Genomic DNA, 15791 nt, shown 5'->3' with positions numbered 1-15791 from the left:
GCGGCGACCGGACGGGAACGACCATGCGGCTGACGGCGTCATGCCAGCGGATACTGCCACATGGTGCTGGAGTCCGGGGAGAGGTGGGCGACGGGGCGTGCGGGAACGTTGTCCCCCGAGGCGGAAGCGCGCCCCGCTATGACGGCGACCGGACCGCCGAGATGTCGAACTGCAGGCGGACCTTCTCGCTCACCATGGCGCCGCCCGCCTTCAGACGCTGGTTGTACACCAGGCCCCACTCCGTGCGGTCGATGGTGGTGGTGCCGTCGAAGCCGGCGCGCTCGAAACCGAACGGGTCCACCACCGAGCCGAGGTAGTCGAGTTGCAGGTCGACGGGCCGGGTGGTGTCGCGGATGGTGAGGTCCCCGGTCATGCGGAAGCTCTCGCCGCCCTCGTGGACGGTGGAGGTGCTGCGGAACGCCATCTCGGGGAAGCGGCGCGCGTCGAAGAAGTCGGTGCCGACGAGGTGGGCGTCCCGTTGTTCCACCCCCGTGTCGACGCTGGCGACCCGGATGACGAGCTCGGCACGCGACTCGGAGGGCCGGGCCCCGTCGAAGTACAACGTACTGTCGTAGTCGGCGAACGCTCCCCGCACCGTCGTGACCATCGCGTGCCGCACGGAGAAACCGATGCGGCTGTGCGGGCGGTCGATGGTCCACCGCCCGGTCAGTGCGCGAAGTGCCGGGTCGAGTCCGGCGCCCCGGGGCGCGGCCTCCACGACGGAGGTGCCGGCAGTCGGAGACGGCTCGATGACGGCGGTCTGGCGACGGCTGAAGATACCCATGAGCGTGAGCCCTTTCCCCTCTGATGGCTCCGTGCTATCACGGCGTAGCCGGGCACCGCCTCGCGAGATGGGCGGGCTCGTCCGGCTTCCATGCCCTCGGCCGTGAAGCTGCACAAGATCAACATGATGTGGTGGTCCGCTGCCGGACATGTCCGGCGGGCGCCCCCCCGAACGCGACGGGAGGCTGCCTGGCGTGCGCCTCGGCCCACGCCAGGCAGCCTCCCGCGAGGGCCTACTCCGGGGGCGTGGGCGTGTCGTGGGTGCGGTACATCGCCTGTACGTCCAGCTCCAGTTGGACGGTCGGACCGACGACCGCGATGCCACGGGCCAGCATGGACCGCCAGTTGAGGGTGAAGTCCTCCCGGTGGAGTTCCGCCTTGGCGAGCGCGGCGCAGCGCAGCTCCTGGTCGTAGCCCCCGTTGACCGTCCCGAGGTAGGTCGTGTCGAGGCCGACGGAGCGGCTGGTGCCGTGCATGGTGAGTGTTCCGTGCAGGGTCCACTTGGAGCCGCCGTGGTAGGCGAACCGGGTGCTGGTGAAGTCGATGTACGGGTAGCGCTCGACGTCCAGGAAGTCGGCGGAACGCAGATGGTTGTCACGGGTCTTGTTGCCCGTGGTGATGCTGGCGGCGTCGATACGCACCGAGACGTGTGAGTCCGCCATGTCCGGCGCGACCTGGATACCGCCCTGGAAACGGGTGAAACGGCCGTGGACGTGGGCCATGCCCACGTGCTTGGCGATGAACCTGATCGCGGTGTGCGGAGGGTCGAACAGCCACGTTCCGGCTGTCGGAAGTTCCAACTGGCGGGCGGGTTCGAGCGCGACGCGTACCGGGGGCAGAGCCACCCCGGCGGCGATGTCGATGCTCTCACGGGAGGGTGACAGGCCCTCGGCCGCGGTCATCACGCTGTAGGAGCCCGGCGGCAGCGTCGCTATGAAGTAGCCGTGGGGGTCCGTGGTGCCACGCGTCACCATCCGGTGGCTGTCGAGCGCGGTCACGGTGACCTCGGCTCCGCCCATGGGCTGCCCCATGGGATCGACGACCTCGAAACCGAACGCCCCGGCATCGGGGGGCAGGGGGACCGAGATGCTCGGTCCGGCACCGGAGGTGCCGCGGGAACGCCGACGTCGCAGGAGCCCTAGGGCCATGGGGTTCACCCTTCTCCACACGTGTCACCATCGTGCGGCCCGCTCGGTCCATTGCGTTCGCGGTCGCCAAGGAAGGTCGACGGCAGGAGGGCGGGCGCGGAGATGGTACTTCGTTGACGATCATAAAGCCGCCCATGTTCAGGCATGACATTCCGCTGGCAGAGCCTCCCAAATCCCCTTTCAGGGCATGTGGGGCCGCAAATCGGTACATCCATGGGGCGCGTCGTCGCACCTCGGCTTCGCTGCTTTGCAGTCATGCTGTGGCGAAGCGGACGGAAGCGGACCGCTGGGTTCACAAGCGGTCCGCGGCTTCATCACGGACCCGACACAGGCGGCCGGGCGGCTCACCCGGCAGGACATCGACTGTTCAGCCGTCCCGTACGAGGCGCGGTCGCGCTCGTCGGGCATCCGGCGGGCGATGGCGCCTTCGGTGCCCGAGCCCGCTCACGCGGGACAGCCCCGCTGCCCGCCCCGCCCCGCCCGGACCGGCACCACAGCGCGGCGCCGGGATGTCACCGGCAGTACTGATCGTTCCCCCCAGGTTCAGCTCCGGCGCATGCGTGGCTGTTCGAAGGGGAAAGACGCGGAGGACGACGGGGAACGGAGGACGCTGTGGAAGTGATCGCGGCCGATCTTCTCATGGCGCTGGCCGGCGGCACCGCGGGAGCGGCGGGGCAGCAGGCATGGATGGCACTGCGCGACCTCGTGCGGCGCCGCGGCTCCCGGGACGCGATGCCCGGCGCGCCCGAGGACGTCCCCTCAGGGGAGGTGGAGTTCGCGTCCCTCGCCGAGCAGGCCGGGAGTGCGGAGCGGGCGCGAGCGCTCGCCCGTGTGCTGGCGCTGCGGGCCTCGTACGACGACGCCTTCCGCGAGGACCTCGCGGCCTGGCGGGGCACTGCGGAAGACACGGTGGCGCGAACCGCCGCGGGAGACGTCGACAACCGCATCACGGGCGGCAGGCAGGGCACCGTCATCATGGGGCGGGACTTCCACGGCCCCATCACCTTCAACGAGCCCTGAGCCGACGTCAGTTGTGCGGTTCTGTGGCATCCTGGAGGGCACCTCGTCCCGCCCCCACGTGCTCGCGTGCCCCAGACGGGCCGCCCGGTGCCGGGACGGGAGGAGCGCGGTTGCGGGCATGACGGGGGTGCACGAAGTGGAGCTTTTCTGCGGGCCGCGGACAGGGACCGGCTGAGCGGCCATGTCGGAGCAGGCGCGGGGCGACGTGCACAACGTGTTCTCCGGTGGCAGTGCGACATACGTGATCCAGGGCCGGGACTTCGGTGCCGTCCACCTGCATCTTCCCCCGCCCCAGACGCCGCAGGACCGCGCCGCCGTCGAGTTGGCGCGCGTGGTGCTCGCCCAGTGGCGGGACGAGGCGGGGGCCCTGGGCCTGGCCGGAAGCGCCAGGCTCGCGGTGGGCTGGCGGGCCGACTGGACGGTCGCCGACCACCGTGAGCACATCGGCGCGGACGTGACCGGCAGCACCGCGGGCCTCGTCGAACTCGCCGCTGCCTTCCAGGCCCTGCCCGCCCGGCGCCTGGTGATCATCGGGGGACCCGGCACGGGCAAGACGTCCCTGGCGATCCTCCTCACGCTGCAGATGCTGAGCCTGCACGATGCGACGAAGCCCGTCCCCGTACCGCTGCTGGTCTCCTCCTGGGACGCGAACAAGGAACACTTCGACGTCTGGCTCGCGCGCCGTATCCACGAGGAATACGTGGGCCTGGCCAAGGAACTCGACCGAGCCCGGATCCGCGAACTCGTACGCGACCGGCGGGTACTGCCGGTTCTCGACGGCCTGGACGAACTGCCCCGCCCGCTGCGGTCCGCGGCGCTGGCCGCGCTCAACCGGACGGGTGTCGACGACGCGCCGCTGATTCTCACCTCCCGCACGACGGAGTACACCGAACTCGTCAACGACGAAGCCGTGTTGCAGGCGGCGGCCGTGATCAGGGCACAGCCGGTGGAAGGGGCCGCGGCGGCGGAGTACCTGCGCGGCTCTTCACACCCCCGGCGCACCCGGCACTGGCAGGTGCTCCTGGACCACATCACCCACCACCCCGAGGCCCCGTCGGCCAGGGCCCTCTCGTCGCCGCTCATGCTGTGGCTGGCCCGCACGGTGTACGCCCGCCCGGACGCCGACCCCGCCGAACTCGCCGACGAGTCCCGCTTCCCCGACGTCGTGGCCGTCGAACGGCACCTGCTCGACTCCATCGTTCCCGCGGTCTTCCCCTCCGGGCCGGCCTCACCCCACCAGCCCCATCCGATACGCGAGTGGGGGCACGCGCGGGCACAGCGCGCCCTCGACTTCCTGGCGGCCCATCTCACCGCGGCGAAGACGAAGGAGTTCGCCTGGTGGGAGCTGCACCGGGCGAAACCGCCGACGGTCCTCAAGGCGCCGGCACTGGTGGCCGGCTACGTCCTGCTGATGGCAGGCTCCATGTGGTTCCAGGACTGGTTCACCGGAGGCGATCCGTTTCAGGCCTTCCAGGTGGCCGCCGGAGCCACGGCCGCCACGCTGTTCGGGACTGTGGGAGGCATGTTCCTGCTGCTCTCGCACGTGTGGAAGGGGCCTCTGCCCCGTCGGCTCGCCGCGTTCGGCAGGCACCGCTCCCGCATCCCGGGCCTGTTCTGGCTGCTTGTCCTCCTGGCGCCCATCGGCTTGCTCCTGGCCCGCGACGAACCGCTTCTGACGCTGGGCTTCATCGTTCCGCCGCTGCTCATGATGGTCGTCGGTGCGCCTGCCGACACCGCGCAGGCCGTCGGACCGCGGGCACTGCTGAGCGGTGAGCGGGCCAGCACCATCCTTCTGATGCTGGGTGTCGCCCCTGTGATCGGCGCCATCGGCGCCCTGGCCGTCGTCCAGGTCCCCGACCGCACCGTGCTGCTCGGCAGCTGGTTCTCCGGCACCGCGGGTGCGGCCGCGGTGATCGCGGCGCTCAGCCCCTGGACGCAGTGGCTGCTCGCGAAGGCGGCACTCGCGGGGCTGGGGTGGCTACCGTGGTCGGTCATGGCGTTCCTCGAGGACGCGCGCCGGGTGGGCCTGCTGCGGCAGGTCGGCGGCGTCTACCAGTTCCGCCACGCCCAGTTCCAGGCCCGTCTCGCGGCCAGAGCGCGCGGCGGCGCCCCGGCGCGTCGGCGGGGCACCGCCACCCGCGCGCCCTGGCCGGTCCGCCCGCTTCCCGCGGCGAGCAGTACCCCGCAGTCCGTGCGCATCCCCGGCTACGTCGGGTTGCGGCGCCCCCGAGGGCGGCCGGACATCTACGTGACGCTGTGGACGCCGGCGCTGCTCTGGGCCGGGATCATCACCTACCAGGACGGCTGGCACGATCCCGGCGCCTTGGAGACGGTGGGCTTCTTCGTGGCGCTTCCCCTCGTGGTCGACCTGCTCGTCCCGCCCCTCACCTGGCGGCGGGCCGAGTTGCGCCTGGACGGGGACGGGGTCGAGTACGCGTGGGGCAAGCGGACGTTCCGCTTCGCATGGCGGGACGTCGCGGACGTCGCACCGCGCCTGTTCGAACCGCCGGTCGGCAAGAACGACGACGGCGCCGTCATGCTCCACCTACGGCTCACGCCCGAGGCCACCGCGGGGCCGCGGATCCGTGTCAACAGCACGGGCTGGGTGGCTCTGTGGCCGCTCGACAGCCCCACGGGAGATCCGGACGACGCGACGACCCCACCCGAACTGCATGACGCGCTCGTGCGCTTCGCGGGCGCACGATGGCGGCCTCCAGCGGGAAGATGACGGACCGGTGCAGGAGGCGCGGAGCAGCAGGGTTCCTCGGTGGGGGAGAACAGCTCAGGGCCCCGGATCGCGGAGACGGTACCGCCGGCCCTGCGCGCCCGCTCCTGACCGGACGGGGCTCCCGGTACGGTGCGCCGCCGTACCCGTTCGGACACGCCGACGGCTCCCGCCTTCGCCAAGAAGGAAGGGAGCCGTCCGGTGCGTTCGGACCGGTACGCCTTCAGCCGGTCACGCGTGACGGTGCGAGTGCCGGTTGCCGGTGACGACGCGGTAGAGGACGAGCAGGATGACGGAGCCGACGATCGCGGCGATCCATGTGGAGACCTCGAAGAACCCGTCGATGGAGTCGACCCCGAAGAGCACCTTGCCGAGCCAGCCGCCGAGCAGACCGCCGAGGACGCCGATGAGCATGGTGACGATGACGCCGCCGGGGTCCTTGCCCGGCAGCAGCGCCTTGGCGATGGCGCCGGCGAGCAGGCCGATGATGATCCACGCGATGATACCCATGGTATGTCTCCGCTCTGTTGTACGAACGCCGTGTCAGTTCATCGTCTGTGCCGAATACGCCCGGACAAACATCCCGTCCCGGCATCCGGCGCGTCGGCGTCGGCCGGGGCCCTTTCCCCGCGCGTGGACGATGTTCAGACCCTCGCTGCCGCCGGGCACCGACCAGGTCCCCGCCCGACGACGGCTGGGACCTCTGCGCCAAGCCCGACACCGGCCCCATCGGGACGGTGACCATCGAGGACTCCCTCGCCTTCGGGAACGGCACCCTCAGTGACGGTTCCCAGGCGGGCAGCGGCGACCGCAACGGCTACCAGCTCGGCGGCGAGCACATCGCGGTCAACCACGCCGTCCGGCGCAGCATCGCGTACGACAACGGCTGGTCCCACGCCTCGGACGGCCGCCTCGTCGTCACCTTCGGCGGCAAGCAGGTGACGCGGTAGCCGGACCCTGCGGCGCCGGCCAGGGCGGGGCGGACTGACCCGTACGCCCCGACTCTCGGCCGCCTCCGGCCCAGGCGGCTGGTCGACCGCGCCCCGGACGGGGCCGGCCGGCAGCCCGTCCCCCTCTGGGCGGCGTACTCCGACACCGCGTCGGCGTGCGCCGCCCTTCGCGTTCCCGGGCACCGGGCACCCGCGCCCGTGCGGGGTCGTCAGAGAAGCGTCAAGGGGGTCGGTATCGCCGTAAGGGAGCCGTCAACGGCGGCGGAATCCGGTCACAGAGGGGTTCTCCTCTTCTTGTCAGTTTCTCGTCCTCTCACCCTTGCGTTTCTCACCCTCGCCTCTTCTCGCCGAACAGCACTACACCTAGGAGTTCGCGATGGCCGACGTGGCCTTCGTCGTCACCACGATCGCGGTGTTCGCGCTCGTGGCTCTCGTCGCCAAGGGGGTGACGAAGCTGTGACCGCCGAGAACATCGTCGGCCTGATCGTGGCCGTCTCCTTGCTGGGATACCTCGTCCTCGCCCTGATCTACCCGGAGAGGTTCTGAGCACCACATGAGCCCCGTCCTCGCCGGCGTGCTCCAGCTGCTCGCGCTCATCGCGGCGCTGGCGCTCGCCTACGTTCCCCTCGGCAACCACATGGCCAGGGTCTACTCCTCACCCAAGCACCTGCGGGTCGAGAGGTGGATCTACAAGGGCATCGGTGCCAACCCGGACACTCAGATGCGCTGGCCCGCGTACCTGCGCGGCGTACTCGCCTTCTCCGTCGCCGGTGTGCTCTTCCTCTACCTGCTCCAGCGGCTCCAGGGCGTACTGCCCGGCTCACTGGGCTTCGCCGCCATCGACCCGGACCAGGCGTTCAACACCGCCGCGTCCTTCGTGGCCAACACCAACTGGCAGTCGTACTACGGCGAGCAGGCCATGGGCCACGTCGTGCAGACCGCCGGCCTGGCCGTGCAGAACTTCGTCTCCGCGGCCGTCGGCATGGCCGTGGCCGTCGCCCTGGTCCGCGGCTTCGCCCGGTCCCGCACCGGCGAGCTGGGCAACTTCTGGGCCGACCTGGTCCGCGGCGTCGTCCGCGTCCTGCTGCCCATCGCCGCGGTCGCCGCGGTCGTCCTGGTGGCCTGCGGGGCGATCCAGAACTTCTCCGGCATCCACGAGGTCGGTCAGTTCACGGGTGGCACGCAGGAGTGGAACGGCGGCGCGGTCGCCTCGCAGGAGGCCATCAAGGAGCTGGGCACCAACGGCGGCGGCTACTTCAACGCCAACAGCGCCCACCCCTTCGAGAACCCCAGCCCGTTCACCAACCTCTTCGAAATCTTTCTCATCCTGCTGATCCCGTTCGCGCTGACCCGGACCTTCGGCGTCATGGTCGGCTCGGTGAGGCAGGGCTACGCGATCCTCGGCACCATGGCCGGCATCTGGGTCGGCTTCACCGCCCTGATGATGTGGACCGAGTTCACCCATCACGGACCGGCCCTGGACATCGCGGGCGCGTCGATGGAGGGCAAGGAGGTCCGCTTCGGCGTCGGCGGTTCGTCGATCTTCGCGGTGGCGACCACCCTGACCTCCACGGGAGCGGTGGACTCCTTCCACTCCTCGTACACCGGCCTCGGCGGCGGCATCACCATGCTCGGCATGATGCTGGGCGAGATCGCGCCGGGCGGAACCGGATCCGGCCTCTACGGCATGCTGGTCATGGCGGTCATCGCGGTGTTCATCGCCGGGCTGATGGTCGGCCGCACGCCCGAGTACCTCGGCAAGAAGATCGGCACCCGCGAGATCAAGTTCGCCGCCTGCTACATCCTCATCACCCCGACCCTGGTGCTGGCCTTCACGGCCGCGGCGATGGCCCTGCCCACCCCGGGCGACTCGATGACCAACAGCGGGGCGCACGGCTTCTCGGAGATCCTGTACGCCTACACCTCCGCCTCGAACAACAACGGCTCGGCCTTCGCCGGTCTGAACGCCGACACCCAGTGGTTCAACACGACCCTGGGCCTCGCCATGCTGCTCGGCCGTTTCCTGCCGATGGTGTTCGTCCTGGCGCTCGCGGGCTCGCTGGCCGAGCAGAAGCCGGTACCGGTCACCGCGGGCACCCTGCGCACCGAGAAACCGCTGTTCACCGGGTTGCTGGTGGGCGCCATCCTGATCGTCACCGGTCTGACCTACTTCCCGGCGCTCGCGCTGGGCCCGCTCGCCGAGGGGCTGGCGGCATGACCACCGATACGCAGAAGCACGAGGACTCGATGTCCACAGCCACCCCGACCCGGGCGCCGCACAGCGACGCACCCACCGGTCACAAGTCCGAGGACGGCCGTGTCGGCGCCGGCCTCTTCCACCCCGCGCAACTGATCAGGTCGCTGCCCGACGCCTTCCGCAAACTCGACCCGCGGGTGATGGTGAAGTCACCCGTGATGTTCGTCGTCCTCGTCGGCTCCGTCCTGACCACGGCCTTCTCCTTCACGGACCCCGGCGACTGGTTCGGCTGGACCATCAGCGCCTGGCTCTGGCTCACCGTCGTCTTCGCCAACCTGGCGGAGGCCGTCGCCGAGGGCCGCGGCAAGGCGCAGGCCGACACCCTGCGCCGGGCCAAGACCGACACCGTCGCCCGTCGTCTCGTGGGCGAGCGTGAGGAACAGGTGCCCGGTACCGAGCTGAGGATCGGTGACCTGGTGGTCTGCGAGGCCGGCGACATCGTCCCCGGTGACGGTGATGTGGTCGAGGGTGTCGCATCGGTCGACGAGTCGGCGATCACCGGTGAGTCGGCGCCCGTCATCCGCGAGTCGGGCGGTGACCGCAGCGCCGTCACCGGCGGGACCAAGGTCCTCTCCGACCGCATCGTCGTCCGGATCACCACCAAGCCCGGCGAGACCTTCATCGACCGGATGATCAGCCTGGTCGAGGGCGCGGCACGGCAGAAGACACCGAACGAGATCGCGCTGAACATCCTGCTGGCCTCGCTGACCATCGTCTTCCTGCTGGCCTGCGCCACCCTCCCGCCGTTCGCCGACTACGCGGGCACCCACCTGACGATGGTCGTCCTGGTGGCGCTGCTGGTCTGCCTGATCCCGACCACGATCGGCGCCCTGCTCTCCGCGATCGGCATCGCGGGCATGGACCGCCTGGTCCAGCGCAACGTGCTGGCCATGTCGGGCCGCGCTGTCGAGGCAGCCGGTGACGTCTCCACGCTGCTGCTGGACAAGACCGGCACGATCACGCTCGGCAACCGGCAGGCCGCCGAGTTCGTGCCGGTGCGCGGGACCACCGAGGCCGAGGTGGCGGACGCCGCCCAGCTCTCGTCGCTGGCCGACGAGACGCCCGAGGGCCGCTCCGTGGTGGTCCTCGCCAAGGAGAAGTACGGGCTGCGCGCACGCCACCAGGGCGAACTCATGGGCGCCGAGTGGGTCCGGTTCACCGCCCAGACCCGCATGTCGGGCGTGGACGCCGACGGCCGCAAGGTACGCAAGGGGGCCGCGGGGTCGGTCGTCGCCTGGGTCGAGGAGCGGGGCGGCACGGTGGCCGAGGACGCCGAAGCGACCGCCGGCCGCATCTCCGAGGCGGGCGGTACGCCGCTGCTGGTGGCGGTCGAGGACGAGCGTGGTGCACGTGTCCTGGGCGTCATCCACCTCAAGGACGTCGTCAAGCAGGGCATGCGGGAGCGGTTCGAGGAACTGCGCCGCATGGGCATCAAGACGGTGATGATCACGGGTGACAACCCGCTGACGGCCAAGGCGATCGCCGAAGAGGCGGGTGTCGACGACTTCCTCGCGGAAGCCACTCCCGAGGACAAGATGGCGCTGATCAAGCGGGAACAGGCCGGCGGCAAGCTGGTCGCGATGACCGGCGACGGCACCAACGACGCCCCCGCGCTCGCGCAGGCGGACGTCGGCGTGGCGATGAACACCGGCACGTCGGCCGCCAAGGAGGCCGGCAACATGGTCGACCTCGACTCCAACCCGACCAAGCTCATCGAGATCGTCGAGATCGGCAAGCAGCTCCTGATCACGAGGGGCGCGCTCACCACGTTCTCCATCGCCAACGACGTCGCCAAGTACTTCGCGATCATCCCGGCGCTGTTCGCGGCGGTCTACCCCGGTCTGGACAAGCTCAACATCATGGGCCTGTCCTCACCGGACTCCGCGATCCTCTCGGCCGTCATCTTCAATGCGCTGATCATCATCGCGCTGGTGCCGCTCGCCCTGAAGGGGGTGCGGTACCGCCCGGTGAGCGCCGACCGCCTGCTCCGCCGCAACCTCACCGTCTACGGCCTCGGCGGACTGGTCGCCCCGTTCATCGGCATCAAGATCATCGACATGATCATCTCGCTCATCCCCGGGATCGGCTGAAGGACATGAACACCCCCATGACCAACACCGCACGGCTGCTCGGGGCGGGCCTGCGCGCCCTCCTCGTCCTCACCGTCGTCACCGGCATCGTCTACCCGCTGGTCGTCACCGGCATCGCCCAGGGGCTCTTCCCCGGCAAGGCCGACGGTTCCGAGATCAAGGCGGACGGCAAGGTCGTCGGTTCGTCCCTGATCGGCCAGTCGTACAACCTGCCGCTGAAGGACGGCCAGGAGACCCCGGAACCCGACCTCAAGTGGTTCCAGGGCCGCCCGGCCAACGGCCTCGGCACCAATAGTGTCAACACCCAGTACGACCTCGTCCTCTCCGGAGCCACCAACCGTTCCGCCGACAACGAAGAACTGATCCAGTGGGTGAGGGACGCCAAGGCGGCCGTCATCGAGGACAACTCCGTACCCGGCCACACCGTCAAGCCTTCCGACGTGCCCGCCGACGCGGTCACCTCCTCCGGCTCCGGTTTGGACCCGGCCATCTCCCCCCAGTACGCGGACCTCCAGGTCCACCGGGTCGCCGCCAGGAACGGCCTGCCCGTCGAGAAGGTCCGAATGCTCGTCGACGAGCACACCGAGAGCCGCACGCTCGGCTTCATCGGCGAGCCCCGCGTGAACGTGCTCGAACTGAACATCGCGCTCAAGGAACTCGTGGCCGAGAGGTGACGGGGTGACGGGGTGACGCCCGAAGCGTGGGAGCCGGCCACCGGGAACCTTTCCCGGGACCGCCGGCTCCCACCGCACCGAACCACCGGTGGCCCGCTCCGCCCCCGCGCACGACCGGAAGCCAGATGTTCTCCCGTCCCAGCGCTACAGCGTCACCGGATACCGGCCGGGGCCGGCGGCACCAGAGGTGTGCGGCTGAGCGCGCGGCGAACCGACGGGGACGTAGTCGAGCCGGCGGTGGTGACGGGTCCGGCGCACCGGGCGAGCGATGTCCTCGCACCCCCGTGCGTCGGGGCCGCACCGGACGCACGGTCGTCGCTCCGGCGAAATCTGGGGCCTGGCGGGCGGTCTGTGCCGGTGGCCGGTCCCTCCGCCATGTCCCCCCAAGAAGGACGGTGCGGGCGGGAAAAGGGTGCATCACCCGTTCGGTTCCCTTGCCCGCTTCCGGCCTCGGGCACCCTAGCTGTGCATCGGAAACCCGGCCGAGCCGGCCTGACCCGCGCCGGCGGACGAGCGGAGAGGGCGCATGGACCTGACAGCGGTGCGCGAGGTCGTCGACGGGCGAGACGTCCTGCCCTGGCAGCCGGGCGACGCCTGGCTGGCGGGCGGCACGGTGCTGTTCGCCGAGCCCCGGCCCGGTCTTCGGCGGTTGCGTGACCTCGGCACCTGGAGGTGGGAACCGCTGACGGCGACTGAGGACGGCCTCGAGGTGGCAGCCACCTGCACCATCGCCGAGCTCCTCACCTACGCCGAGGCACCGTACGGGCCGTGGCCGACGGGACGCGCGCTCATCTCCGGGTGCTGCCGGGCGTTCTCGTCGTCCTTCAAGGTGTGGAACACGGCGACGGTGGGCGGGAACCTGTGTACGGCACTGCCCGTCGGCTCCGTGATCTCCCTGGCCGTGGCGCTGCGCGGGGTGTGCCGGATGTCCGGCCTCGACGGACGGAGGCGGGAGGTGCCCGCAGAGCAGTTCGTGACCGGCTCCGGCACCACGGTGCTGCTCCCCGGCGAGCTGCTGCGCTCCGTCTGGTTGCCCGCCACCGCGCTCGCGGAGCGCAGCACGGTGCGCAGGGTGAGCACACACCCATGGGGCAGGTCGGTCGCCCTGGTGACCGGTACCCACGAGCCAGGGGCCGGGCGGCTGACCGTCGCCGTCACCGCCGCCACGACCCGCCCGGTGACCGTTTCCTTCAGCCGCGCCCCGGCCGCTACGGAGCTGCGGCGGGCGCTGGAGGAGGCGCTCACTCCGGACCTGCTCCTCCAGGACGCCCACGGCCGGGCGGACTGGCGCCGCCACCTGGCACTGCACCTCGCGGAGGAAGTGCGCGGCGAGCTGGCGGGAAGGGGGTAGCCCGTGTCCTTCTCCGTACGCATCGATGCCGGCGAGAGTCATGAGCCGCCGAGGCCGGGGCAGTGCCTGCGTACCTATCTGCGCGAGCGTGACCGTACGGGGGTGAAGAAGGGCTGTGACACGGGTGACTGCGGCGCCTGCACCGTGCACGTGGACGGACTGGCCGTGCACAGCTGCCTGTATCCCGCGCACCGTGTCGACGGACGCACCGTCACGACCGTGACGGGCCTCGGCTCGGGAGACCGGATGCACCCGGTGCAGGACGCGTTCGCCCGGTCGAAGGCGTTCCAGTGCGGCTACTGCACGCCGGGGTTCGTCATGACCGCCGCCGCCCTGACGCGTGAGCAGCTCACCGATCTACCGCAGGCCCTGAAGGGCAACCTGTGCCGGTGCACGGGCTACCGTCCCATCGGCGAGGCGGTGCGGACCGCGCACGCCCACCCCGGACCACCCGCACCCCAGGCCGCCGACGACGTGGACCCGGTCACCCGTGAGGTCGTTACCGGCAGCGCACGCTTCACCCTGGACCGTCCAGAGCCGGACGGCCTGCTGCACATCGCCCTGGTCCGCTCCCCGCACCGGCATGCCAGGGTCGTGGACGTCGACGCCACCGACGCGCTGGCCATGCCGGGCGTGCACGCCGTGCTCACCCACCGTGATGCGCCCCGCACGCGTTTCTCCACGGCCCTGCACGAGAACCCCGACGACGACCCCGCCGACACCCGCGTCCTGGACGACATCGTGCGCCACGTCGGGCAGCGCGTCGCCGCCGTCGTCGCCGACAGCCCAGCCACCGCCGTGCAGGCCTCCCGCCTCGTCCAGGTCACCTACCAGGTCCAGCCGTCCGTCACCGAGCCCGAGCAGGCCCTGCGTCCGCGGTCCGTGCGGGTGCACGAGGACGGCAACGTCGCCGGTGAGTTCCACCAGGCCCTGGGAGACGTCGAGCAGGGCCTGGCCGAGGCGGACATCGTCCACGAAGCCGTCTTCCACACCCAGCGGGTGCAGCACACCGCCATGGAATGCCACGCCAGCCGGGCCTGGACCGGCTCCGACGGCCGCCTCCACCTCCACTCCGCCACCCAGGCCCCGCATCTGGTCCGGCGGCGTCTGTGCGCGGTGTTCGGGCTCACCCCGGACCGTCTTCGCGTCACCGCCGGACGCCTGGGCGGCTCCTTCGGTCGCGGGCAGGACCTGCAGACCGAGGACATCACCCTGCTCGCCGCCCTGCACACCGGCCGCCCCGTGCAACTGGAGCACACCCGCACCGACGAGCTCACCGCCACCACCACCCGTCACCCCTTCCACGTCAAGGTCACCCTCGGCGCACGCCGCGACGGCGCGCTCACCGCCCTCAAGCTGCGCGTCGTCTCCGACACCGGCGCCTACGGCAACCAGGGCCCCTCCGTCCTCGCCGTCGCGTGCACCGAAGCCGTCGCCCTCTACCGCTGCGCGAACCTCTCCGTCGAGGGGTACTGCGTGCGCACCCACAACGTGCCCGCAGGAGCCTTCCGCGGCTACGGCGTCGGCCAGCTCGCCTTCGCCGTCGAGTCCGCCCTGGACGACCTCGCCCGCCGCCTTCGTCTCGATCCCCTGGCCCTGCGCAGACGTGCCTACCTCCGCCCGGGCGACAGGGCCCACTTCCCCGGCGCCGCCGGACGGTATCCCGTCATGGACTCCGGTCTCGTTCGTTGTCTGGACACCCTCGGCGAGGCCCGCGCCCGCCGCCTGCGCACCCGGCCCAGGCCGACAGGGCGACGCCACCTGGTCGGAGAGGGGATGGCGTTCGTCACCCAGCACACCGTCCCCGCCGACGGGCACATCGCCCAAGCCGCCGTCGCCCTGCGCCCCGACGGCCACTACGACCTGACCACCGCCGTCCCCGAATTCGGCAGCGGCACCGGCAGCGTCCTGCGCCGCATCGCCGCACAGGCCCTCGCCACCGCCCCGGACCGGGTCCACCTCTGCGACGCCGACACCGATCTGCTCGACCACCACAGCGGCGGCTTCGCTTCCACGGGTGTCACCCTCACCGGCCGTGCCGTCGCCCAGGCGTGCCGGGAACTCACCGAACGTCTGAGAACCGTCGCGGCCGTCCACACCGCCACCAGCTACGCCGCCTGCCGGCTGGGCCCCGACGCCGTCCACTGCGACGGCGCCCCGCTCGCCCTCACCGCCGTGCACACCCATGCGCACACCGCCAAGGCCCCGCTCCGCGCTCACGCAGCCGCCTACGCGGACGACGCCGTCCCGGGCCTGGCGTTCAGCGCGCAGTGGTTCCGCGTCGAAGTCGACGCCGTCACCGGGCTCGTGCGCATTCTCGACAGCGTGCACGTCGCCGACGCCGGCACCGTGCTCGACACCGCCCAGTGCCGCGGGCAGATCGAGGGAGCCATCGTCCAAGGCGTCGGCACCACACTCCGGGAAGACCTCCCCACCGACTGCGCAGGACACGTCACCTCCGTGGACCTGCGCACCTACACCATCCCCCACTTCGGCGAAGTACCACCGCCCGAGATCCACCTCGTACCCCCCGGCGACCCGGACCAGGCCCCGCCCAAGCCGATGAGCGAACTGCCCTTCAACCCCGTCGCCCCCGCCCTCGCCAACGCCATCCGCGACGCCACCGGCATCCGCTTCACCACCCTGCCCCTGCGCCCCGACACCGTGTGGTCGGCCTTGACCGACGCGCACCGGACGGTGACACCCCGCGGTACGGAGTGACTTCACCTTCCGCAGATGCCTTGTCGGCGCCCATGCCCTATAGTGGATCTTGAGAGGCGGGCCGCTGCGGCG

General features: G+C 71.0%; 11 protein-coding genes and 1 pseudogene. 9 read left to right on the top strand and 3 right to left on the bottom strand.

The window, feature by feature from the left end:
• Positions 1 to 136: 136 nt before the first annotated feature.
• Together KUM32_RS33450 and KUM32_RS33445 are read right to left on the bottom strand one after the other, a co-directional pair.
• Positions 137 to 784 carry a YceI family protein gene (locus KUM32_RS33450; protein WP_217145678.1) on the bottom strand — a complete coding sequence of 216 codons (648 nt, stop codon included), beginning with the start codon at positions 782 to 784 and terminating at the stop codon, positions 137 to 139.
• 232 nt (positions 785 to 1016) lie between these two features.
• Positions 1017 to 1931 carry a YceI family protein gene (locus KUM32_RS33445; RefSeq protein ID WP_217145677.1) on the bottom strand — a complete coding sequence of 305 codons (915 nt, stop codon included), beginning with the start codon at positions 1929 to 1931 and terminating at the stop codon, positions 1017 to 1019.
• A gap of 612 nt (positions 1932 to 2543) precedes the next feature.
• Here KUM32_RS33445 and KUM32_RS33440 point away from each other — a divergent pair.
• Complete coding sequence (locus KUM32_RS33440; protein WP_217145676.1) at positions 2544 to 2951, top strand: hypothetical protein; 408 nt, start codon at positions 2544 to 2546, stop codon at positions 2949 to 2951.
• A gap of 181 nt (positions 2952 to 3132) precedes the next feature.
• The gene (locus KUM32_RS33435; protein ID WP_217145675.1) at positions 3133 to 5679 is read left to right on the top strand and encodes an NACHT domain-containing NTPase; all 2547 of its coding nucleotides are present in this window, start codon (positions 3133 to 3135) and stop codon (positions 5677 to 5679) included.
• A gap of 228 nt (positions 5680 to 5907) precedes the next feature.
• Here the strand turns inward: KUM32_RS33435 and KUM32_RS33430 are convergent, their stop codons facing one another.
• Positions 5908 to 6186 carry a GlsB/YeaQ/YmgE family stress response membrane protein gene (locus KUM32_RS33430; RefSeq protein ID WP_217145674.1) on the bottom strand — a complete coding sequence of 93 codons (279 nt, stop codon included), beginning with the start codon at positions 6184 to 6186 and terminating at the stop codon, positions 5908 to 5910.
• 173 nt (positions 6187 to 6359) lie between these two features.
• Between KUM32_RS33430 and KUM32_RS33425 the strand changes: the two are divergent.
• From KUM32_RS33425 to KUM32_RS33395, 7 genes and pseudogenes are all read left to right on the top strand, one after another.
• Positions 6360 to 6563 (top strand): annotated as a pseudogene (locus tag KUM32_RS33425) (silent information regulator protein Sir2); the annotation flags it as partial.
• 519 nt (positions 6564 to 7082) lie between these two features.
• On the top strand, positions 7083 to 7172 hold the full coding sequence (kdpF, locus tag KUM32_RS33420; RefSeq protein ID WP_217145673.1) for a K(+)-transporting ATPase subunit F: 90 nt from the start codon (positions 7083 to 7085) through the stop codon (positions 7170 to 7172).
• Between the two features lie 7 nt (positions 7173 to 7179).
• On the top strand, positions 7180 to 8844 hold the full coding sequence (gene kdpA / locus KUM32_RS33415) for a potassium-transporting ATPase subunit KdpA (protein ID WP_217145672.1): 1665 nt from the start codon (positions 7180 to 7182) through the stop codon (positions 8842 to 8844).
• Entirely contained in the window at positions 8841 to 10973 is a 2133-nt protein-coding gene (gene kdpB / locus KUM32_RS33410) for a potassium-transporting ATPase subunit KdpB (RefSeq protein ID WP_217145671.1), read from the top strand. The genes kdpA and kdpB overlap by 4 nt, the downstream gene beginning before the upstream one ends.
• Positions 10974 to 10978: 5 nt before the next feature.
• Complete coding sequence (locus KUM32_RS33405) at positions 10979 to 11647, top strand: potassium-transporting ATPase subunit C (protein WP_217145670.1); 669 nt, start codon at positions 10979 to 10981, stop codon at positions 11645 to 11647.
• Positions 11648 to 12173: 526 nt separating this feature from the next.
• Positions 12174 to 12998 (top strand): xanthine dehydrogenase family protein subunit M, encoded by an 825-nt coding sequence (locus KUM32_RS33400; protein WP_217145669.1) that lies wholly within the window; start codon positions 12174 to 12176, stop codon positions 12996 to 12998.
• 3 nt (positions 12999 to 13001) lie between these two features.
• Entirely contained in the window at positions 13002 to 15719 is a 2718-nt protein-coding gene (locus KUM32_RS33395) for a molybdopterin-dependent oxidoreductase (RefSeq protein ID WP_217145668.1), read from the top strand.
• Positions 15720 to 15791: the final 72 nt, after the last annotated feature.

The sequence above is a fragment of the Streptomyces sp. AC627_RSS907 genome, assembly GCF_019049165.1.
The sequence above is the reverse complement of the archived record's forward strand: the minus strand, read 5'-3'. Positions and strand labels throughout refer to the sequence as shown.